General features: G+C 62.3%; 20 protein-coding genes. 3 read left to right on the forward strand and 17 right to left on the reverse strand.

Annotated elements, in window-relative coordinates:
* Window positions 1-8 precede the first annotated feature (8 nt).
* From ACZYR5_RS01855 to ACZYR5_RS01865, 3 genes are all read right to left on the reverse strand, one after another.
* The gene (locus ACZYR5_RS01855) at window positions 9-215 is read right to left on the reverse strand and encodes a DUF1656 domain-containing protein (RefSeq protein WP_027619877.1); all 207 of its coding nucleotides are present in this window, start codon (window positions 213-215) and stop codon (window positions 9-11) included.
* Window positions 202-2190, reverse strand: a complete 1989-nt coding sequence (locus tag ACZYR5_RS01860) for an FUSC family protein (RefSeq protein WP_489088156.1) — start codon at window positions 2188-2190, stop codon at window positions 202-204. The genes ACZYR5_RS01855 and ACZYR5_RS01860 overlap by 14 nt, the downstream gene beginning before the upstream one ends.
* Before the next feature lie 158 nt (window positions 2191-2348).
* A complete protein-coding gene (locus tag ACZYR5_RS01865) occupies window positions 2349-2816 on the reverse strand; it encodes a ferritin-like domain-containing protein (RefSeq protein WP_489088155.1) in 468 nt (155 codons plus the stop codon).
* 203 nt (window positions 2817-3019) lie between these two features.
* Here ACZYR5_RS01865 and ACZYR5_RS01870 point away from each other — a divergent pair, with 203 nt between their 5' ends.
* Both ACZYR5_RS01870 and ACZYR5_RS01875 read left to right on the forward strand, forming a co-directional pair.
* Window positions 3020-3256 carry a DUF3820 family protein gene (locus ACZYR5_RS01870; RefSeq protein WP_027619874.1) on the forward strand — a complete coding sequence of 79 codons (237 nt, stop codon included), beginning with the start codon at window positions 3020-3022 and terminating at the stop codon, window positions 3254-3256.
* Window positions 3257-3280: 24 nt separating this feature from the next.
* A complete protein-coding gene (locus ACZYR5_RS01875) occupies window positions 3281-4462 on the forward strand; it encodes an aminotransferase class V-fold PLP-dependent enzyme (protein WP_489088154.1) in 1182 nt (393 codons plus the stop codon).
* A gap of 90 nt (window positions 4463-4552) precedes the next feature.
* Here ACZYR5_RS01875 and ACZYR5_RS01880 read toward each other — a convergent pair whose 3' ends face one another.
* The 3 genes from ACZYR5_RS01880 to zwf are packed head-to-tail and all read right to left on the reverse strand — an operon-like array spanning window position 4553 to window position 7405.
* Window positions 4553-5218 carry a bifunctional 4-hydroxy-2-oxoglutarate aldolase/2-dehydro-3-deoxy-phosphogluconate aldolase gene (locus ACZYR5_RS01880; protein ID WP_489088153.1) on the reverse strand — a complete coding sequence of 222 codons (666 nt, stop codon included), beginning with the start codon at window positions 5216-5218 and terminating at the stop codon, window positions 4553-4555.
* A 17-nt stretch (window positions 5219-5235) separates the two neighbouring features.
* A complete protein-coding gene (pgl, locus tag ACZYR5_RS01885; RefSeq protein WP_489088152.1) occupies window positions 5236-5949 on the reverse strand; it encodes a 6-phosphogluconolactonase in 714 nt (237 codons plus the stop codon).
* On the reverse strand, window positions 5936-7405 hold the full coding sequence (gene zwf / locus ACZYR5_RS01890; protein ID WP_489088151.1) for a glucose-6-phosphate dehydrogenase: 1470 nt from the start codon (window positions 7403-7405) through the stop codon (window positions 5936-5938). Before zwf ends, pgl begins: the two co-directional genes overlap by 14 nt.
* Before the next feature lie 227 nt (window positions 7406-7632).
* On the opposite strand from zwf, the gene ACZYR5_RS01895 reads away from it, so the two are divergent.
* On the forward strand, window positions 7633-8493 hold the full coding sequence (locus ACZYR5_RS01895; RefSeq protein WP_177327272.1) for a MurR/RpiR family transcriptional regulator: 861 nt from the start codon (window positions 7633-7635) through the stop codon (window positions 8491-8493).
* Between the two features lie 128 nt (window positions 8494-8621).
* On the opposite strand, the gene ACZYR5_RS01900 is transcribed toward ACZYR5_RS01895, so the two are convergent.
* From ACZYR5_RS01900 to edd, 11 genes are all read right to left on the reverse strand, one after another.
* The gene (locus tag ACZYR5_RS01900; protein WP_489088150.1) at window positions 8622-9476 is read right to left on the reverse strand and encodes a D-hexose-6-phosphate mutarotase; all 855 of its coding nucleotides are present in this window, start codon (window positions 9474-9476) and stop codon (window positions 8622-8624) included.
* Window positions 9477-9594: 118 nt separating this feature from the next.
* Window positions 9595-10941 carry a carbohydrate porin gene (locus ACZYR5_RS01905; RefSeq protein WP_489088149.1) on the reverse strand — a complete coding sequence of 449 codons (1347 nt, stop codon included), beginning with the start codon at window positions 10939-10941 and terminating at the stop codon, window positions 9595-9597.
* A gap of 134 nt (window positions 10942-11075) precedes the next feature.
* Window positions 11076-12236: an ABC transporter ATP-binding protein gene (locus tag ACZYR5_RS01910; protein ID WP_489088148.1), complete on the reverse strand. Its 1161-nt coding sequence runs from the start codon at window positions 12234-12236 to the stop codon at window positions 11076-11078.
* Between the two features lie 3 nt (window positions 12237-12239).
* Window positions 12240-13085, reverse strand: coding sequence for a carbohydrate ABC transporter permease (locus ACZYR5_RS01915; RefSeq protein ID WP_489088147.1), 846 nt, complete (start codon window positions 13083-13085; stop codon window positions 12240-12242).
* Window positions 13078-13986, reverse strand: coding sequence for a carbohydrate ABC transporter permease (locus ACZYR5_RS01920; RefSeq protein ID WP_489088146.1), 909 nt, complete (start codon window positions 13984-13986; stop codon window positions 13078-13080). Before ACZYR5_RS01920 ends, ACZYR5_RS01915 begins: the two co-directional genes overlap by 8 nt.
* A gap of 199 nt (window positions 13987-14185) precedes the next feature.
* The gene (locus tag ACZYR5_RS01925) at window positions 14186-15478 is read right to left on the reverse strand and encodes an ABC transporter substrate-binding protein (RefSeq protein WP_489088145.1); all 1293 of its coding nucleotides are present in this window, start codon (window positions 15476-15478) and stop codon (window positions 14186-14188) included.
* 116 nt (window positions 15479-15594) lie between these two features.
* Complete coding sequence (locus tag ACZYR5_RS01930) at window positions 15595-16818, reverse strand: D-mannose isomerase (protein WP_489088144.1); 1224 nt, start codon at window positions 16816-16818, stop codon at window positions 15595-15597.
* 106 nt (window positions 16819-16924) lie between these two features.
* On the reverse strand, window positions 16925-18382 hold the full coding sequence (locus ACZYR5_RS01935; RefSeq protein ID WP_489088143.1) for an ATP-binding protein: 1458 nt from the start codon (window positions 18380-18382) through the stop codon (window positions 16925-16927).
* Window positions 18372-19103 (reverse strand): response regulator, encoded by a 732-nt coding sequence (locus ACZYR5_RS01940; protein ID WP_489088142.1) that lies wholly within the window; start codon window positions 19101-19103, stop codon window positions 18372-18374. The genes ACZYR5_RS01935 and ACZYR5_RS01940 overlap by 11 nt, the downstream gene beginning before the upstream one ends.
* A 196-nt stretch (window positions 19104-19299) precedes the next feature.
* Window positions 19300-20250 carry a glucokinase gene (locus tag ACZYR5_RS01945; protein WP_489088141.1) on the reverse strand — a complete coding sequence of 317 codons (951 nt, stop codon included), beginning with the start codon at window positions 20248-20250 and terminating at the stop codon, window positions 19300-19302.
* Window positions 20247-22073: a phosphogluconate dehydratase gene (gene edd, locus ACZYR5_RS01950; protein WP_027619858.1), complete on the reverse strand. Its 1827-nt coding sequence runs from the start codon at window positions 22071-22073 to the stop codon at window positions 20247-20249. Before edd ends, ACZYR5_RS01945 begins: the two co-directional genes overlap by 4 nt.
* Between the last annotated feature and the right edge of the window lie 146 nt (window positions 22074-22219).

The raw sequence follows: 22219 nt of genomic DNA on the forward strand, positions 1-22219 counted from the left end.
TCAACTCCTTATAAAGGCCCGAGCCCCAGGGTGATCAGGGTCAGGACACAGACATACAGCGCGCAATCGAACAGCGCCTCATGCCAGATCCAGCGACCGACCGGGGTCAGGCGCAGCAATAATCGCAAGCCGGCGGTCAGCACCAGCGCCAGCAGCACATAAATCAGAAACGGACTGAGCAACACCCCACCCAGTGCCCACTCACGCAAGCCCATGGCTGTCCTCCTGTTGCTGGCACCAGGCGCGCCAGCTACGTTGCAACTGCACCAGGGCGCCCTGGGAAAGTTTCAGCGCATCGCTGGCTGGAAATGCCTGCAGGCTGTGCAGAAAACTCGCCGTAGGCGCTTCCAGAATATCCGCGCGATTACCCGCCGGCCCCTGGCGCAAGGCCGATTCCAGATGTTCCAGATAGTCGCGTTGCTGAGCGCTGACCGGCACTTGTGCCACCGCCAGGCTCAAACGCAAGTGCAACAATTCATCGCCGATATCCAGGCCCAATACACCGTCATCCCAGCGACTGCGCGCCTGCTGCGGCAGCTCCGGATAATGCCGCGCCAGTTGCAGCAAACGATCGGCCATGCGCCCGCCGAACCAGCTTTCCGCGCCGCGCAGGTTGCGCCGGGTCAGGCGGATCAAGTCATCAAGGGTCGCCGCCAGCAGGCGCCGACCGTGCCAGGCCGGGTTGCGCAAGATCAACAAGTGGAACGCCAGCACTGCAGCGCCGACACCAATCATCATCGCCTGGGCACTGTTGAGGAACACCGCAACATCAAAGGCCATCTGGTTCAGCGGCGCCACCAGCACGATGAAATGCAGGCAAAAGGAAGTGGCGGTCGCGCCGATCTGCGGTTTGGCCATACCCAATGCGCCAAAGAACAGCGGCACGCCCAAGGCCATCCCCAGCAGGGCGAAGCTGCTCCATTGCGGCAACAGGATTTCGCCGACCACAAAGGCCACCGGAATCGCCAGGAAGATACCGCGCATAAAACTCATGCCGATCTGCGCGCCGTTCTCTCGGCTGGCGAACAGGCTGCAGACCACGCAGGTCAGCAACATGGCACCGGCCGCGGCGGGCCAGGCGGTGGCCATCCAGAAACTGGCGACCGTGAGAAACGCCAGGGCACTGCGCGCGCCAAACACCAGGGCCAAAGACAGGTCGCGGTGCGGTGTCAGGGTCGCGGGTTGTTCGATGGGCTCGCGACCTTCCTTGACCGCATCCAGCGCCACTGAAGCGGCCAGCGCGGAGTCGAGCAACAGCGCGAAGCGGGCCAGGCAATAACTTTGCGCGGTGCTGATCGAGGCCCCATGCGAGGCGTCAAGCAAGCGCGGGCGCAGGGCCTGCATGGCGCCGGTGTCGGCGCTCTCCAGCACCTGCTGCACCTGCTCCATCCACGGCTGCAACTGGGCAGCTTCGCGCTCGTCGAGCTGGCGCCACTGCCGGCGAACCGAGCGCGAGATGCGCAACAGCATCAGCAGTTTCTGGCTCAACCCGCTGATCGCCCGCGCCCGCTGGCGCCCCAACCCGCCCTCGAACCAGGCGTGCTCGCGCTGGGCGTCGACGGCGACGATCCGCCCGAGGATTTCCAGCAGGCCCTTGCGCGCCTGACGATCGCCGACCAAAGTCGCCCGCGCCGTCTGCAGGCCGCTTTGCCACGCCGCCAGGGCCTGGGCTGTCAGTTGCTGCTCGACCCGCAGCGGCCAGATCAAGGCACTGCTGGCGGTGGCGCAGAGAATCCCCAGGGAGATTTCCGTGCAACGCGCCACCGCCTGATCGAACACGGTCAGCGGATGACTCAAGGCCGGCAGCGCGATAATCGCCACGGTGTAGCCGGCCAGCACAAAGGAATAGGACCAGGCACTGCGCAACAAGGTCGAGCTGGCGGTACAGAGCCCCAACCACAACGCCAGTGCCAGTAAAAACAGCCAGGGTGTCTGGGCGAAAAGGCCGACGAAGACCACCGCCATCACGGTTCCCACCACCGTGCCCAGCAGACGCGCCATGCCCTTCTGTACCACCATGCCCGACAACGGCTGGGCGACGATGAATGCGGTCATCAAGGCCCACGCCGGTTGTTCCAGACCCCAACGCAATGCCAGCCACAACGCCAACCCACCGCCCAGCAGGGTCTTGAGCGCGAACTGCAAGGCGCGACGGTCGGGAGCCAGCAAGGCTTGCAGGGTAATGGGCACAAAAAACAACTCTGGGAGGGGATGAAACAACCATAGTCGTGATCGCTGACGAACGACGACAAGCAAATTATTAGCTAGCTATCTATATTCGTCCAGTGCTAATTCCAAAGCACAAAAAAACGCCAGGCAAGCTGGCGTTTTTGACAGGTTTTCGACGCTTACGAGCGGGCGCGCGCCTGATTGCGCAAGGCTTTGACCTGGTCGTGATTGCGTTGCACACCGTGATACTGGCGCTCAACCAGGTCACGAATGCCCACCAGGTTGTGTTTGTTGATTTTCTCGATCGCCTCTTTGTAAGCCTTGAGCGCATGATCTTCACCACGCTCGGCTTCGTTGAGCACCGCCTCTTCGTCCTTGCCGGTGATCATCGACTTGAGGTCGACCCAGCGGCGGTGCAGATCACCGCTGACACTGGTAGAGGTTTCCGGATCGCCGCCCATGGCGCGGACACTGCTCTGCAGTTCTGCAGCAGCGGTGGCGCAGTCGGCAGAACGCTTGATGAACAGCGCTTTAAGTTCTGGGTGCTTGATGTCTTCAGCACAGGTTTTGAACCCTTCCTGGCCGTCCTTGCTGGTTTCGATCAGGTCGTTGAGGACGGAGATGGCTTCTTTGTTCATGTCGGTCATTTTTCAATTCCTTCCAGGTTATGGGAATGTGGAGAGGACATTGCAGCTCGTGTGCCAGCTTTTTAATCGACAATTTCTCTTTTGATTTCAATAACTTATGTCTTAGCGCGAAATCTGTATCCTCGTTATTTGCATGATCTGTCAATTGGCCTGCATGCAGAATGCCTGTATTTTCCCAAGGTCAGATTGAAGAAGACCACTGGATGAATCCCGAGAAACTCGAACTGCTGGTCACCCGCGAAATGCCCTTTGGCAAATACAAGGGTCGGATCATCGCCGACCTGCCCGGCCCGTACCTGAACTGGTTCGCCCGCGAGGGTTTTCCCCACGGTGAGCTGGGCGGTTTGCTGGCCCTGATGCAGGAAATCGATCACAACGGCCTGTCCGACTTGCTCGACCCGTTACGGGCCAAGCACGGCAAACCCAAGCCACGTCACTGAACCTTGCCCGAGAGCGAATCGCCCATGCCCGACAACACCCTACGTGCCCGTGATGAAGTTTTCTGGCAGACCTTCGCCGATCGCTACGACGTCCAGCCCGGCCCGATCAACCTGGAGAACGGCTACTTCGGCCGCATGTCGCGCACGGTGATCGACGAATACCAGCGCAATATCGAGATGGTCAACCGCAGCAACTCGGTGTACGTACGCCAGCGCTTCGAGCAGATCGAGAGCGTGAAGATCCGCGAGCGACTGGCCGAGCTGTTGCAGGTGTCGGCCGAGGCTGTCGCGTTCACCCGCTGCGCATCGGACGGCCTGCAGGCGTTGATTCGCAACTACAACGGCTTGCAGCCCGGCGATCAGGTGTTGTTGTGTGACCTGGAGTACGACACGGTAAAGAGCGCAATGCGCTGGTTGGGCCAGCACCGTGGCGTCGAAGTGATCGAAATCCAGCATGCCCATCCCACCAGCTTCGACAGCCTGCTGGCGAGCTATCGCGCCGCGTTCGAACAGCATCCGCGCCTCAAGCTGATGGCGCTGACCCACGTCACCCACCGCACCGGCCTGGTGATGCCGGTCCAGGCGATTGCCGCGCTGGCTCGCGAGTATGGCGTGGAGGTGATTCTCGACGGTGCCCACGCCCTCGGCCAGATCGAATTCAACCTGCAAGCACTGGGCATTGCGTTTGCCGGCTACAACCTGCACAAATGGATCGGCGCGCCACTGACCCTGGGCTTCATCTACATCGCCCCGGAACGCCTGGCCGAGATCGATCCGGACATGGGCGAGTTCCACTTCCCGGTCACCGACATCCGCTCGCGTACGCCCTACAGTACCCAGAACATCCCTGCCCTGCTGACCTTGCCACTGGTGCTGGAAGAGCATTGGGCGATGGGCGGTGCGGCGGCCAAGGGCGCGCGCCTCAACTACCTGCGCAACCTCTGGGTCGATTCCGTGCGTGACGTCCCCGGGATCGAGGTCACGACCCCGGACGACCCGCGGCTGTACTGCGCAATCACTTCGATGCGCTTCACCCGGCATGCCGATCAGCAGGCCCTGGTCGAACGCCTGCTGAGCGACTACAACCTCTTCACCGTGGCCCGCGCCGGCGCGGCGTGCGGTCCGTGCATTCGGATTACGCCGGGGCTGACCAGCACTGCCGAAAATATGCATTACCTGGCCAAGGCCCTGATCGAACTGAGCTGACCCAGGTTTTCAACGGGCAAAAAAAAACGGTGCGCCGACCAAGCGCACCGTAAAGCCGTAGAACACACAACGAAGTGTCAGGTAAAGCGATCAGTCCAGCAGTGCCAGCGCCTCGGCGGTGCACTCCTGAATACGCGCCCAGTCGCCGTTCTTGATCCACTCGGGGTCAAGCATCCAGCTACCGCCGACGCACATCACGTTTTTCAACGCCATGTAGCTCTTGATGTTGGCCGGGCCGACGCCGCCAGTCGGGCAGAATTTCACTTCGCCGAACGGACCGCCCAGCGCCTTGATCGCGGCCACGCCGCCGCTGACTTCGGCCGGGAACAATTTGAAGCGGCGATAACCCAGGGCATAGCCTTCCATGATCCCGGAAGCGTTGCTGATCCCCGGCAGCAGCGGAATCGGGCTGGCGACGCTGGCTTCCAGCAGCTCACGGGTGATGCCCGGGGTGACGATGAACTGCGAACCGGCAGCTTCGGCGGCCGCCAGGGTGGTGCGATCGAGCACGGTGCCGGCACCGGTCACCAGCTCCGGACGCTGTTCACGCAGGATCTGGATGGCCTTGAGGCCGTACTGCGAGCGCAGGGTCACTTCCAGGGCGGTCAGGCCGCCGGCAGCGAGGGCGTCGGCTAGCGGCAGGACATCCTGCTCACGGGCAATGGTGATCACCGGCAGGATCCGCGCCTTGGCGCAGAGGCTGTCGATCAGGGCAACTTTGTCCGCCATGGAAACGGTCGGGGATGGGTTTTTCATAGCGGCTGATCCTTGGCTCATGGGCACCAGTAAATCTCTAACGTGGGTTGCAGAAATGCACGAATCGGCATGGCGGCGACATCGTCACCGGACAGTGCAGCCTTCAGGGTGGTCAGCTTGGACTGACCGGAAATCGACAATGCGGTGTAGCGTGCCGAAGCCAGCAACGCGCGACTCATGGTCAAGCGCTGGTGCGGCACGGTCGGCGCCAGCATCGGCCAGCAACGGCGGCTGCCATCGGCCTCCAGGGCTTGTGCGAGGTTCGGGCTGTTGGGAAACAACGACGCGGTGTGGCCGTCGTCGCCCATGCCGAGAATCAGCACATCGATGCGCGGCAACTCGGCGAGCAGGCGATCGGCTTGTTCGGCCGCCTGTTCAAGGTTGGCGCTGGCGCTGTACAGGCTGAGAAACTGCGCGCTGGCCGCAGGTCCTTGCAGCAAGTAACGCTTGAGCAGGCCGGCATTGCTGTCGGCGTGCTCGACCGGCACCCAGCGCTCATCCGCCAGGCTGACCACGACCTTCGACCATTCCAGTTTCTGCTTGGCCAGATGCTGGAAAAACGCCACCGGGCTACGTCCGCCGGACACCACCAGGGTCGCACTGCCCTGGGCGTCGATCGCGTCGCTCAGTTGCTTGACTACGCTCAGGGCCAGTCCTTCGGCCAACAGCACCGGGCTCTTGTAAGCATGTGCGCTGACGCCTTGCGGCAGCTGCAATTCAGATATCGCCATACCACGACCTCCCATCCCGCGTAATCAGTGCAATCGAGCTCATCGGCCCCCAGGACCCCGCCGCGTACGGCTTGGGCGCATCACCGGATTTTTTCCAGCCGGCGATCAACTGGTCGCACCACTTCCACGCGGCTTCGATTTCATCCTTACGGACAAACAGGTTCTGATTGCCGCGCATCACTTCCAGCAACAACCGCTCGTAGGCATCGGGAATCCGCGAGCTGCGATAGGTGTCGGAGAAATTCAGTTGCAGTGGACCGCTGCGCAGTTGCATGCCCTTGTCCAGGCCCTGCTCCTTGGTCATCACGCGCAAGGAAATGCCTTCGTCCGGCTGCAGGCGGATGATCAGTTTGTTGCTGATCTGCAAGCGCTGCTCGGGGGCGAAGATGTAGTGCGACGGTTCCTTGAAATGGATGACGATCTGCGACAGCTTGTCTGGCATGCGCTTGCCGGTGCGCAGGTAGAACGGCACGCCGGCCCAGCGCCAGTTGCGGATATCGGCACGCAAGGCAACGAAGGTTTCGGTGTCGCTCTGGGTGTTGGAATTTTCCTCTTCCAGGTAACCCGGGACCGGTTTACCCGCGCTGTAGCCGGCGATGTACTGGCCGCGCACCACCTGGGTGGTCAGGCCTTCCGGGCTGATCGGCGCCAGGGCCTTGAGCACCTTGACCTTCTCGTCACGGATGCTGTCGGCCGAGAGGTCCGCTGGCGGGTCCATGGCGATCAGGCACAGCAGCTGCAACAGATGATTCTGGATCATGTCGCGCAGTTGCCCGGCCTTGTCGAAGTAGCCCCAGCGGCCCTCGATCCCGACCTTCTCGGCAACGGTGATTTCCACGTGGGAAATGTAGTTCTGGTTCCACTGGGTTTCGAACAGGCTGTTGGCGAAGCGCAGGGCGATCAGGTTCTGCACCGTCTCCTTGCCCAGGTAATGGTCGATGCGATAGGTGCGGTTCTCCGGGAAGAACCGCGCGACGGCGTCGTTGACCTTGCGCGACGATTCCAGGTCGGAACCGATGGGTTTTTCCAGCACCACCCGGGTGTTTTCCGCCAGGCCGACCTGCGCCAGGTTCTCGCAGATCGCGCCGTACACCGCGGCCGGTGTGGCGAAGTAGGCAATCATGCGTTGCGTGGTGCCGGCCAGTTCGGCCAGTGCCAGGTAGTCGTCGGCCTTGAGGAAGTCGACGTGCAGGTACGTCAGGCGCGCCAGGAAGCGCTCGACCACGACCTCATCGATATCCTTGGCCTCGACGAAACGCCGCAGCTCGCGGGCGATGAAAGCCAGATGATCCTCGGCGCTGCCGGGCTCACGGGCCAGTGCGATAATACGCGTGTCCTCGTGCAGCAGGCCGGCGCCGTCGAGTTGGTACAAGGCAGGAAACAGCTTGCGCAACGCCAGATCGCCAAGGGCGCCGAACAGGGAAAAGGTGCACGGTTCAACCGTAATCGAGGGCATGATGTTTGTTCTTTTATCAAGTTAAGCTACAAATACCTTTTTTCAAGGCATCGCTCAAGGAAAAATGTAGTAATAACCACAACATTTTTCCAAAATACAGATTCCGAGTGGTGGTCAGTCGGGGCCATCAGTAGGATAGGCCACCGTTATGGGACCGTTCAAAGTCCCAATTGGCCTAGCCAAGCCCCTATTTGCAACGCAGAACCAAGGAAATTCATATGGACCGCGTGCGAAATCTACTGGAACAGATCCAGAATCGCCTTGAGGACCTGAACAAGGCCGAACGCAAGGTCGCCGAAGTGATCCTGCTCAACCCACAGCAGGCCACCCGCTTCAGTATCGCCGCCCTCGCCCAGGCCGCCTCGGTCAGCGAACCGACGGTCAACCGCTTCTGCCGCTCGTTCGGTGTCAGCGGCTACCCGGAGCTCAAGCTGCAGCTGGCCCAGAGCCTGGCCAGCGGCGCCGCTTACGTCAGCCGCGCGGTGGAAGCCGACGACAACCCGCAGGCCTACACCCAAAAGATCTTCGGCAGCGCCATCGCCTCCCTGGACAGCGCCTGCCAGGCACTGGACCCGAACCTGATCAGCCGCGCCGTCGACCTGTTGATCCAAGCGCGGCAAATCCACTTCTTCGGCCTCGGCGCCTCAGCCCCGGTGGCTTTGGATGCCCAGCACAAGTTCTTCCGTTTCAACCTGGCCGTGACGGCGCACGCCGACGTGCTGATGCAACGAATGATTGCCTCGGTGGCCCATACCGGTGAGTTGTTCGTGATCATTTCCTACACCGGCCGCACCCGCGAACTGGTGGAAGTGGCTCGGATTGCCCGGGAAAACGGTGCCTCGGTGCTCGGCCTGACCGCCGAAAACTCGCCACTGGCCAAGGCCAGCACCCTGAGCCTGAACATCCCGCTGCCGGAAGACACCGACATCTACATGCCGATGACCTCGCGGATCATCCAATTGACCGTGCTCGACGTGCTCGCCACCGGCATGACCCTGCGCCGTGGCGTCGACTTCCAGCCGCATTTGCGCAAGATCAAGGAAAGCCTCAACGCCAGCCGGTATCCGGTGGGGGATGAGTTCAATTAGATTTCTATTGCCTGTTCTGGCCTCTTCGCGGGCAAGCCAGCTCCCACAGGTTTTGTGCTCGGCGCGAATGAACTGTAGGAGCGGGCTTGCCCGCGAAGAGGCCGGCAGCCACACAACAAATCCCCGAACTACCCCCCCACCCGCGCCTGCAAACTCAAATGCGCCCGCTCCCCGGGCTTCAGGCACAGGCTGTCGGTGCCGCCACTCGCCGCTTCGACACAGACAAACTCCGACACCTCATTCCAGCTCACCCCCAACAGCGGTCGTGAGCCGGGGTGCCAGACCACCGTATCGGCCGAGGCCCCGGTATCGATGTACAACGCCCGATCCCAGGCGTGGTCGTTGAGCTGCAATTCGCCGTCATGCTGGAACACTCGCTGGCAGCCGCCGTCGACCCGCAACTCGCCCTCCTGCTGGCAATTCTCGCGCTTGAGCTGGTCGTAACCCTGGGCTCCATCGAGCCCAGACAGCGCTACCTCACCGACATCGCCAATACGCCAGTAAGCGTGCAAAGCATGGCTCAACTGGCACGGCAGGCTGTCCTGATGCTCGGTGCTCAGGCGCAGGTCCATGCGCTCACCGAGGTGCGCGTGCAGGTCCACTTGCCAGTCGCATAGCTGCAATTGCCAGTGCAGGCGCACGCCATCTTCGTCACTGGTGCTGTCGATCAGCTTCCAGTCGAGCAGTCGCGCCCAGCCATGGGACGGCCAGGCATTTTCGCTGGGATGACGGCCATACCACGGCCAGCACACCGGCACGCCGCCACGAATGGCGCCGACCTGCGGCCACTTGGCCGCGCACCACAACCACGGCTTGTGCCCCGCCGGCTGGAAATGCAGCAGCTGCGCGCCCTGGCGGCTGAACACCGCCTGGCACAGCGGATGGTCGATCACCAGCACGTCGCGCTTCTGATAGCGCTCCCAGGCGAACACCGGGCGCTCGCGCATGGATTTGAAGAAACGTTGCAGCGGATGCTCTGGCATGTGCCAAGGTCCCGAATTCATTGTTGTCGTTGCGAGCTCATGTCCGGCGCAAAAAAAAGCGGACAGCCACGGCCGTCCGCAAAAATGCGCACATTGAGAGGAGCTTATCGCAACCGCGTCAGAACACCGACTGAATTTTCAGGCCGGCGACCAGCGCATTGTCGACTTCATCCACACCGCCTGGGTGAGTGATGTATTGCAGGTTCGGGCGCACGGTCAGCCAGTTGGTGACGTGGATGCCGTAATTCAGCTCGTAGTTGTACTCGGTGCTGCGCAGCGGCGCGAACAGCGGGTCGGTGTAGCTGCTGACACCGTTGGCGGCGTTGGTCAGCTCGGCGTTTTTCTTCACGTCATCGTTGACGTGAATCCGCGCGAAACCGATGCCGATATCGTCCTTCGGACGTGCATCGAACGGGCCCTTGTAGACAAACATCAGCGACTGGTAGTTGTCGACGACGTTGGTGTCCTTGTCGTGGAAGGTGGCGTTGGCGGCGACGTTCAGGCCACGCGAGGCATCGCCGTTGTGGCTGGTGAGTTGCTGCTGGGCGACGAACCAGTAGCCGTGCTTGCTGTCGTGCACGCGGTAGCCGTCACCGGTGGTCGCGGCGTCCTGGCCGTTGTCGTCCTCGCGCACGTCGTTGGCATCGGCCGTGCTCTTGTAGTAACCGACGCGGTACTCGCCCGGCAGGTTGTTGACCTTCGGCGACCAGACCAATTCGACCGGCAACACCGTACCTGCGGTGCCGCTGCCGCTGAGCTTGAAGCCGTTGCCGTGCTCGAGCTGCGACGGGTTCTGGTTGTACGCGCCGATCTGCGCGTAGAACTCTGGCGTGATGTTGTATTTCACGCGAATCGCCGCCTGGCTGACCGGCCAGTTGTACCAGATGTTGGTGGCCCAGTTACCCACCTGGGAGCCGCAGAACGCCAGGTTCTGGAACTCGCAGGGGAAGGTGTTGAAGTCCTCGCCTTCGCCAAAGTAACCGGCCTTGACGTCGAGGGTGTTGTCGAGGAACTGGTGCTGGATCCACAGCTGGGTCAGGCGGACCATATGGCCACGGCCGTAGACTTCCTGGGACGAGCTGAGGGTGCCGGCGCGCGGGTCGCCGATACGATCGTTGGAGATGTTCTCGCCGTTACGGTTGGTCAGCTGGATCTTGGCCTGGGTGTTGTCCCAGCCGAACAGCTTCTCCAGGTCCAGCGCTGCGCCCAGGCCGAACTGGTCGGCGTAGCGGGCAGTCTTGTCGTCATTGAAACCGCCGTGCAGGTTGCCACCGACTTCACCGACATAGTCCATCTTGATGTCGATGCCCTGCTCGATCAGCTTGGTGCGCTCGCCGCCCCAGTCGCCGGTCATCCATTTCGAGTCGGCGCTGAAGGCATCAGCGGCCATGGCATTGCCGGCGAGCACCAGGGCTGCGGCGGCGGTGACCTGGCAGATCAACCGGGCGTTGTTCTTCGATTTCATCCCTACTTCCTCGTTTATTGTTATTGGATTGCGTAGTCCTCTGTAGGAGCGAGCTTGCTCGCGAAGGTGTGTCAGCTGCATTGATGTCGACTGACACTCCATCGCGAGCAGGCTCGCTCCTACAGTTACAATTTTCAGCGGCCTTTGAATTGGGTGACGTTGGCGGCTCGGGTTTCGCTTTGTGGCACACCGGCAACCCCCAACCGCTCCCCAGTCTTGGCGTCAAACAGCAGCACCTTGGCCGGATCGAACTGCAGGGTCAGGGTCTCGCCCACCTGCGGCGCCACATCAGGGGCGAGGCGGCAGCAGACTTTGGTGTCGTTCAGATTGACGAACACCAGGGTGTCCGGACCGGTCGGTTCAGTGACCTGGACTTCGGCGCGGATGCTCGGCAAGCCGTTGGCGTCGCCACTGGCCAGGACGATCTGTTCCGGGCGCATGCCGAGGATCACTTCGCGGTCTTCCAGGCCGGCGTCCTGCATGCCCAGCGGCAGCTCGCAACGCGCCTGGCCGCTGTCGAGCAGCGCCAGCAGGCGACCGTCCTTGCGCTGCAGGCGCAGGGGGATGAAGTTCATCGGCGGCGAACCGATGAAGCTCGCCACGAACAGGTTGGCCGGGTCGTTGTAGATCTCTTTCGGCGTACCGAACTGCTGAATGATGCCGTCCTTCATCACCGCCACTTTGTCGCCGAGGGTCATGGCCTCGATCTGGTCGTGGGTCACGTAGACAGTGGTGGTCTTCAGGCGCTGGTGCATCAGCTTCATTTCGGTGCGCATCTCGACCCGCAGCTTGGCGTCGAGGTTGGACAGCGGTTCGTCGAACAGGTAAATCTTCGGCCGCCGCGCCAGCGCCCGGCCCATGGCCACGCGCTGTTGCTGACCACCGGACAACTGGCCCGGCTTGCGGCTGAGCAGGTGTTCGATCTGCAGCAGCTTGGACACTCGCGCCACTTCCGCGTCGATCTCGGCGGCGGGCATCTTGCGGATCTTCAGGCCGAAGGCGATGTTGTCGCGCACGCTCATGGTCGGGTACAGCGCATAGGACTGGAACACCATGGCGATGTCGCGATCCTTGGGGCTCATGCCGCTGATGTCGGCGTCGTCCACCAGGATCGCGCCGCCACTGATCTGCTCGAGGCCGGCGATGCAGTTCATCAGCGTCGACTTACCGCAACCGGACGGGCCGACCAGGATCAGGAATTCGCCGTCATCGATCTTCAACTCGATGTTTTTCAGGGTGTCCGGCAAACCGGCGCCGTAGGTTTTGTTGACGTTGCGTAATTCGAGAGTTGCCATGTTTCACCCCTTGACCGCGCCGGACGTCAGCCCACGCAGGAAATACTTGCCAGCGAATATGTAGACCAGCAGTGTCGGCAGCCCGGCGATCATCGCGGCGGCCATGTCAACGTTGTATTCCTTGGCCCCGGTGCTGGTGTTGACCAGGTTGTTCAGGGCCACGGTGATCGGTTGCGCATCGCCACTGGCGAACACCACGCCAAACAGGAAGTCGTTCCAGATCTGGGTGAATTGCCAGATCAGGCAGACCATCACGATCGGAATCGACATCGGCAGCAGGATCTTGCCGAAGATGGTGAAGAAGCCCGCGCCGTCCAGGCGTGCCGCCTTGACCAGGGCGTCGGGGATGCTCACGTAGTAGTTGCGGAAGAACAGCGTGGTGAACGCCAGCCCGTAGACGATGTGCACCAGCACCAGGCCGGTGGTGGTGTTGGCCAGGCCGAGTTTGCCGATGGTGAACGAGGCCGGCAGCAGCACGGTCTGGAACGGCAGGAAGCAGCCGAACAACAGCAGGCCGAAGAACAGTTGCGAACCGCGGAAGCGCCACATCGACAGCACGTAGCCGTTCATGGCGCCGACCAGGGTTGAGATCAGCACCGCCGGCACGGTGATCTTCACCGAGTTCCAGAAGTAGCCGCCGACCACGTCCCAGGCCTTGATCCAGCCGATGCCGTCGATCACCGTCGGCCAGCTCAGGAGGTTGCCGGTGCGAATGTCTTCCGGCGACTTGAAGCTGGTCAGCAGCATCACCACCAGCGGGATCAGGTACACCGCCGCCGCCAGCAGCAGGGTGGCGTAGATCGCGATTCGACTGAAACTCAGGGTCGGTTTTGCGAGTTGATTAGTCATGACGCTTGCCTCGCAACTCGGAGTACAGGTACGGCACGAGGATGGTCAGCACGGCACCGAGCATCAGCATGGCGCTGGCCGAACCGATGCCCATCTGGCCACGGCTGAAGGTGAACGAATACATGAACATCGCCGGCAGGTCGGAGGAATAGCCGGGACCACCGGCAGTCATCGCTGCCACCAGGTCGAAGCTCTTGATCGCGATGTGCGCGAGGATCATGAAGGCGCTGAAGAACACCGGGCGCAGGCTCGGCAGGACGATCTTCAGGTAGATGGTCGGCAGGCTCGCACCGTCGACCTGGGCGGCACGGATGATCGACTGATCGACACCCCGTAGACCGGCGAGGAACATCGCCATGACAAACCCCGAGGCTTGCCATACGGCGGCGATCACCAGGCAGTAGACCACCCGATCCTGATCCACCAGCCAGTCCAGGCGAAAGCCCTCCCAGCCCCAGTCACGCAGCATCTTGTCCAGGCCCAGGCCCGGGTTCAGCAGCCACTTCCAGGCAGTACCGGTGACGATCATCGACAGCGCCATCGGGTACAGGTAGATGGTGCGGATGAAACCTTCCTTGCGGATGCGCTGGTCCAGCAGCACCGCGAGGAATACTCCGAGCAGCAGGCTGATGCCGATGAACATGCCGCCAAAGAGCGCCAGGTTCTTGCTCGCGACCCACCAGCGATCGTTGTCCATCAGGCGCATGTATTGCTGCAGGCCGACCCACTTGTAGCTCGGCATGAAGCTGGAGTTGGTGAAGGACAGGACAAACGTCCAGATGATGTAACCGTAGAAGCCCACCAGGACGATCAGCATGCTGGGCGCCAAAACCAGTTTGGGCAGCCAGCGTTGCAGGGCGTCGAACGGTGAGGCTTTGCTGAAAACCGCCACAGAGCTCATCGGGATAATCCAGGTGAAGAGAAATGAATCGACACTGCGCCGTCCCGGTTGGAACAGGATTCTGTAGGAGCTGGCTTGCCAGCGAAGGCATCAACCGGGTTCATCGACAAACCGAGTCGCCTGCATCGCTGGCAAGCCGCAAGCGGGCGCCAGCTCCTACAAAGCCCCCGTTCCAATCAGGGAAGGACTATGTCAGGGATTACTGGGCCGCTTTGACCGCCGAGGCCAGTTGCGCACTGGCCTTGGCCGGGTCGGCATCCTTGTCGTTCATGAAGTTGGTCACGACGTCAAAGATCGCGCCCTGCACGGCCAGCGAGGTGGCCATGTTGTGCGCCATGCTTGGCTGCAGGCCACCGGACTTGTCGTCCGCCAGGAAGTCTTTGGCCGAAGCCTGGGCGCAAGCGTCGAAGCCCAGTGCATCCATCTCGTTGAGCATGTCGGTGCGCACCGGGATCGAGCCCTTGTTGATGCTGAAGACCTTCTGGAAGTCCTTGCCCAGGGCGACCTTGGCCAGGTCCTGCTGGGCGGCGATATCGCCTTTGCGATCCGCTTTCAACTTGAACACCGCCAGCGAATCGATGTTGTAGGTGAAGGCTTTTTCGGTGCCCGGGAACGGCACGCACTGGTAGTCCTTGCCGGCAACTTTATGCGCGGCGGTCCACTCGCTCTTGGCCCAGTCACCCATCATCTGCATGCCGGCCTTGCCGTTGATCACTTCCGCGGCGGCGATATTCCAGTCACGCCCGGCGCGGTTGGGGTCCATGTAGCCAGTGAGTTTTTTCAGCTCGGTGAACGACTTGACCATCTCCGGGCCGGAGAGGGTTTTCTGGTCGAGATCCACCAGGGCTTTCTTGTAGCCGTCTGCGCCCATCACCGACAGCACCACGTCTTCGAACACGGTGCTGTCCTGCCATGGCTGACCACCGTGGGCCAGCGCGATGAAGCCGGCGGCCTTGAGTTTGTCGGCGGCGGCGTAGAATTCTTCGAGGGTGGTCGGGGCCTTGTCGATCCCGGCCTTCTTGAACACTTCAGGGTTGATCCACAGCCAGTTGACGCGGTGGATGTTCACCGGCACGGCGACGTAATCACCTTCGAACTTGACGGTGTCGGAGACCTTCTTCGACAGCAGGCCATCCCAGTTTTCCGCCTTGGCCACTTCTTTCAGGGCATCGGTGCTGAGCAGGCCGGTGCTGCCCCACTCCTGGATGTCCGGGCCCTTGATCTGCGCCACACCCGGTGGGTTGCCGGCGACCGCACGGCTCTTGAGCACGGTCATGGCCGTTGCACCGCCACCACCGGCGACGGCGCCGTCCTTCCAGGTAAAGCCGTCTTTTTCGACCTGTGCCTTGAGCACATCCACCGCTGCTTTTTCACCGCCCGACGTCCACCAATGCACGACTTCCACGGAACCTTTCGGGTCAGCGGCCATAGCGTTGAGGGGGAACAGTGAGGCAAGGGAAATGACAGTGGCGAGGCGAGAAATCGCATTCATCTGAAGTACCTTTCTTGTTGTTATGCATGCAAGTCTGGTGCTTGCGCTGCAAACGAGTTTAAACAGGCTGATCCGTGGCGCAGGTAACGAAGCGACGGGCAAATGTCACCATATGGTTACACAACCCTTGCAGCAGAGCCCTGGGCCAATGCCGTGGCGAGGCTCGGCGCCAACGGCAATCGTGGGATCAGCACTGCCTGCCAGGCGTGATAGAGGTCTGGTTTGCCACCCCAGATCTCGCTGCTCGGGCGGTTCTGCACATCGAGCTCGTGGTGCCAGCTGCCGTCGACGCGGTCGATCAGGTGATGCTCGCTGTAGTCCCATAAACGCCGATACCAGGTTGCGTATTCACTCTCCCCCGTGCGCTGGAGCAAGGCGCTGGCCGCGGCGCTGGCTTCGCAGTGCACCCAATGCAGGCGCTGGCGCACCAGCGGGCGTTGCTGCCAGTCGAGGGTGTAGACCAGCCCCGGCGCGCCATCGACTTGCCAGGCGTACCGGCAGTTGTTGGCGAACAGTTGCCGGGCATCACTCAATAGCCAGTCGGGGGTGACGAGCCCACCCTGGATGCGCGCGGCTTCCAGGTGCAACAACAGCCGTGCCCACTCGAAACCATGACCCGGCGTGGTGCCGAACGGGCGAAAACCGTCGGCCGGGTTGGCCTGGTTGTAGTCACGCAGCGGCCGCCAGTGCCGGTCGAAATGTTCGATCACCAGGTAGTCGTTAGCCGCGCCATGCTGGTGAATCACTCGCTCGACAATCCGCAGCGCCCGCTCGAGCCAGCGGCTGTCACCGGTGACATCCGCCAGGGCGAGGAAGGCTTCGGTGGCGTGCATGTTGCTGTTGGCGCCGCGATAGGCCTCCTCGATGCTCCAGTCGCGGTTGAAGGACTCGCGCAGGGCGCCCTCCTCCTCGCTCCAGAAATAGCTGTCGATGATGTTGATTGCCTCGCTGAGCAAGGCCTGAGCACCTGGTCGCCGGGCGACGACCGCAGAACTCGCCGCCAGCGCGACAAAGGCGTGCAGGTAGGCGGCCTTGTCGTTGTCCTGCGCATCAGCCGTTGCGAACCAGCCAGCGTACTCGGCGTCGCGCAACGGCCCCATCAGCGCGTCGATGCCGTGATCCACCAGATGCGCAAACCCCGTCAGGCCCTGGATATGGGCCAGGGCGAAGCTGTGGGTCATGCGCGCGGTGTTCATGGTCTGTGCCGTGGCATCGGCCGGCAGGCGGCCCTTTTGATCAAGGTTGCCGAAGCCTGCGGGCAGGCGTGAGGCCTTGGCAAACGTCAGCAGGCGCAGGCCCTCATCGGCCAGCCATTGGTGATGGGCGGGAGCGGAATTCATGGCGTACCTTTCTTGTTGTTATGACTGCAACGGAGTCTAAACAAGGGGTCAGGACGCGCAGGTAACGAAGGCGGTGGGTTATGTCACCGCCTGGTGACAATCGGCACTAATCCACTGAGCGCGGCAACTGCAACGTCACCCGCAAGCCGCCTTCGCGCAGGTTCTGCAGGCTGACCTCGCCGCCATGACTGTGGGCGATGTTGCGCGCGATACCGAGCCCCAGGCCATAACCCTGTTGCTGCCCGGCCAGGCGGAAATGCGGCTCGAAGACCTGTTCCAGGCGCTGCTCGGGAACACCGGGGCCTTCGTCGTCGACGTGCAGGATGAAGGCACCGTCGTCGTCCTCGATGTGCAGATGGGCGTTCTGCCCATACTTGAGGGCATTGTCGATCAGGTTGCCGATGCAGCGTTTGAGCGCCAATGGTTTGCCCGGATACGGCGCCAGCGCCCGCCCCTGTTGGGTCACGCGGCCATTGCCGATGGGCGCCAGGTAAGGCTCGACCAAACAATCGAGCACCAGGTTGAGATCCACCGGTTCGATGTTCTCGTGAATGTCGGTGTCCTTGACGCATTGCAGGGCGCCCTTGACCAGCAACTCCAGCTCATCCAGGTCGCGGCCGAACTTGTACTGCAGTTGCTCGTCTTCCAGCAGCTCGACCCGCAGGCGCAGGCGGGTGATGGGGGTGCGCAGGTCATGGGAAATAGCACTGAACAACTGGCTGCGCTCGGTCAGGTAGCGGCTGATCCGTTCGCGCATGGCATTGAACGCCCGTCCGACTTCGACCACCTCACTGCCGCCGCCCTCGGCCACCGGTTGCACATCGGCGCCCAGCGACATGTCCCGCGCGGCCCGCGCCAGGCGCTTGAGCGGCCGGCTTTGCCAGTGCACCAGCAAGCCAATGAACAACAGCAGGAAGCCACTGGTGAGCAGGATGAACCACACCTGTTGCGCCGGCAGGCCCTGCTCTTCGAGGCTGGTGTAGGGCTCCGGCAGCAGCGAGGCGATGTACAGCCACTCGCCCTGGGCCAGTTTTATCTGAGTCACCAGCACCGGCGGGTTGACCGGCTCCAGGGTCAGGGCGTAGTGCGCCCAGGAGCGTGGCAATTCATCGAGCTTCAGCCCGCCATTGAAAATCCGCAGGTCATCCGGGCTGACGAATTGCACGGAGATGTCGGTGTCCGCCCCCAGGGATTGGCGCAGCACTTCGTCCACCGCCGCCAGCACCGCTTGCTTGCGTGGGGTCGGTGGCAGCAGTTGCATGTCCAGCGGTTTGTCGTTGAGGGTCACCACGAATCGGGTGCCGCCCATGCTGCGCAACTGGTCGAGGACCAGCGGCCGATAGGCCACCGGCAACGAGCGGAAGTAACTGACGCTGGCGGTCATCGAATGGGCGAGGCTGCGTGCGGCGGTGACCAGGCCTTCCAGTTGCGTGGCGCGCAGTTGCGAGACCCAGATCGCGCTCGACAGCGCCTGGGCGAACAGCACCGCCAAGAGCGTCAGCAACAGCATCCGCCCGAGCAGTGAACGCGGTACCGGCACTTGCGCCAGCACTTTAGTGACCATTGCCGGCAACCACATTGGCCGCCAGTTGGTAGCCACTGCCGCGCACGGTACGGATCAGCCGCGCCGGTTTTTCGGTATCACGCAGGCGCTGGCGCAAGCGGCTGACGGCCATGTCGACGATGCGGTCGAGGGGCATCAGCTCGCGACCGCGGGTGGCGTTGCCGATGGTGTCGCGGTCGAGGATTTGCTGCGGGTGATCGAGGAACAGTTTCAGCAGGGCAAAGTCGGCGCCGGACAGAATCACTTCTTCGCCATCGGTGTGAAACAGCCGGTGGCTGACCATGTCCAGCCGCCAGTCATCGAAGGCCAACACTTCACCGCCGGAACGTTCCTGGCCGAATTGCGCACGACGCAACAGGGCCTTGATCCGCGCCTGCAATTCACGAGGGCTGAAGGGTTTGCCGAGGTAATCGTCAGCGCCGAGCTCCAGGCCGATCACCCGGTCAGCTTCGTCGGAACTGGCGGTGAGCATGATGATCGGCACATGCGCCTGACGCGGATGCTGGCGCACCCAACGGCACAGGCTGAAACCGTCTTCGTCGGGCAGCATCACATCAAGGATCACCAGGTCGCTCGGCGCTTCGTTCAGCGCCTGGCGAAAACCGGCGCCATCGGGCGTGGTGCGCACCTGGAAACCGGCGCGGGTCAGGTAGGTGTCCAGCAACTCGCGGATCTCCTGATCGTCATCGACCAGCAAAATCGATTTGTTGACTGCGCTCACGGGCGGCATCCTTGTTGTTGGAATTAGGGACGGAGTATGGCCGATTGGGTTTGGAGCCTGGTTGTGTGAAAGGTCCTGTTCGCTGGCAAGCCGCAAGCGGGCGCCAGCTCCTACAGGTGTGGGATCTGGCCTGCCAGCGATGCAGGCGCCGCAAATCTGTAGGAGCTGGCCTGCCAGCGATGCAGGCGCCGCGGTCTCAGGATTGCTCCAACGCCACCCCAGCCCCCATCAGACCCGAATACGGCGCCGTCACCAGCCACACCGGAATGCCCTTGAAATACTCGCTCATGCAGCCCTTGTCGGCAAAGCAACGAGCAAAACCGCTTTCCAGGAAGAAATCGGCAAACCGTGGAATCACCCCGCCGACGATGTACACACCGCCGCGCGCGCCGGTGGTCAGTACATTGTTGCCGGCGACACGGCCCAGCCAGCAGCAGAACTGTTCCAGCACTTCGAGGGCAATCGGATCGCCCGCCAGGCCGGCGGCGGTGATTTCCTGTGGAGTATTGAGCACCGGCTCATGGCCGTCCACCGCGCAGATCGCCCGGTAGACCCGAGGCAAGCCGCCGCCACTGAGGGCGGTTTCGGCGCTGACGTGACCGATCTCGCTGTGGATCTGCTGCCACAACTGGGTTTCCCGCGGGCTGCTCAACGGCAGGTCGACATGTCCACCTTCGCCCGGTAACGCCGCCCAACGACCCTCGCCGCAATCGAGCAGGGTGCCAACGCCCAGGCCCGTGCCGGGACCGATCACCACCGCCGGCCGCAACGGCTGCGGCGTGCCCTCGCAGACCACACGGAACTCGCCCGGCTGCAGGCGCGTCATGCCGAGGGCCATCGCCGAAAAATCGTTGACCAGCAACAATTGCTCGACCTGCAGGGTCTGGCAGAACGCTTGACGACTCAGGCGCCAGTGGTTGTTGGTGAACTTGAATTCATCACCACTCACCGGCCCCGCCACCGACAGGCACACCGAGCCGATCGCGCCAGGCGCCAGGCCGAGGCCCTTCAAATAGACGCCAATCGCGTCTTCCGGGCAGGCGAAGTCGGCGGTTGCCAGCACCTGGACCGAGGCCAGCTGCTGGTCTTTCCACAACGCAAAACGTGCATTGGTCCCGCCAATGTCACCGACCAGCGCTAGCTTCACTTAAGCGTCTCCAGGGCAGAGGTAAAGGCGCTGGCGCCCTGCTCTGCCGAGCTGAAAGCCATGCGCATGAAGCCGAACAGTTCACGCCCGCAGCCAATGCCGTTGTCCAGCAGGCCAGTGGCGGGGGTACGCGCGGCAAATTCATCGGCATCGACCAGCACCTGCAAGGTGCCTTCGACGCCATCGACGCGGATCATATCGCCCTCTTGCACACGGGCCAAAGCGCCGCCGACAAAAGCTTCCGGGCTGACGTGGATCGCCGCCGGGATTTTCCCGGACGCGCCGGACATGCGCCCATCGGTGACCAACGCCACCTTGAAGCCACGGTCCTGCAACACGCCGAGGAACGGCGTCATCTTGTGCAGTTCCGGCATGCCATTGGAGCGCGGGCCCTGGAAGCGCATCACCGCGACAAAATCTTTTTCCAGCAAGCCTGCCTGGAACGCATCGGCCAGGTCCTGTTGATCCTGGAACACCATGGCCGGCGCTTCGACCACCTGGTGCTCCGGCGCCACGGCCGAGACCTTCATCACGCCACGGCCGAGGTTGCCTTCCATCACCCGCAGGCCGCCTTCCGGCGAGAATGCCCGAGCGACCGGTCGCAGGATGTTTTCGTCGAGGCTGTCGGTCGGGCCTTCACGCCAGACCAGCTTGCCGTCTTCGAGGAATGGTTCCTGGGTGTAGCGACTGAGGCCATGACCGGCCACGGTGTTGACGTTTTCATGCAGCAACCCGGCGCCGAGCAACTCACGAATCAGGAACGACATGCCGCCCGCCGCCTGGAAGTGGTTGATATCCGCCTTGCCGTTCGGATAGACGTGGCTGAGGGTTGGCACCACTTCGGAGAGGTCGGCCATGTCCTGCCAGGTCAGCTGGATCCCGGCGGCCATGGCAATCGCCGGCATGTGCAGGGTGTGGTTGGTCGAACCGCCGGTGGCGTGCAGGGCGACGATCGAGTTGACCAGCGCACGCTCGTCGACGATCTCGCCGATCGGCATGAAGTTGCCGCTCTGCTTGGTCATGCGGGTGATCTGGTACGCCGCTTCGCGGGTCAGGGCATCACGCAAGGGTGTGTTCGGGTTGACGAACGAGGCGCCCGGCAAGTGCAGGCCCATGACTTCCATCAGCAACTGGTTGGTGTTGGCAGTGCCGTAGAAGGTACAGGTGCCGGGGCTGTGATAGGACTTCATCTCCGACTCCAGCAGCTCCTCGCGGCTGGCCTTGCCTTCGGCGTAGCGCTGGCGCACGTCGGCTTTTTCCTTGTTGGAAATCCCCGAAACCATCGGCCCGCCCGGGACGAAGATGGTCGGCAGATGGCCGAAGCGCAGCGAGCCCATCATCAGGCCCGGGACGATCTTGTCGCAGATGCCGAGCATCATCGCCGCGTCGAACATGTTGTGGGACAAGGCCACGGCGGTCGACATCGCGATCACTTCGCGGCTGGCAATGCCCAGTTCCATGCCCGGCTCGCCCTGGGTCACGCCATCGCACATCGCCGGCACGCCACCGGCGAACTGGCCGACCGAACCGATCTCGCGCAGGGCCTGTTTGATCTGTTCCGGGTAGGTCTCGTAAGGCTGGTGGGCCGAGAGCATATCGTTATATGACGAAACAATTGCCACGTTGGCGGCATTCATCATCCGCAGGTTCTGCTTGTCATCCGCACCACACCCGGCCACGCCGTGGGCGAAGTTGGCGCATTGCAGCTTGCCGCGCATCGGCCCGTCACTGGCGGCGCCGCGAATCAATGCAAGGTAGGCCTCACGGGTAGCGCGGCTACGGGTGATAAGCCGTTCGGTGACCTCAAGTACGCGGGGATGCATGTGTAGAACTCCAGGCTAACGGATGTGGCGACCTGTTCGTGTCTATGCTGATCAAGAGCCGGCGCAGCTGCGCTTTTACCGGTTTTCCTGACCATTTGGACCAGTTGATTCAGGTCACTCGTTGTAGATAGAACAAAATATTGCCA

The organism is Pseudomonas sp. F007 (assembly GCF_057814275.1).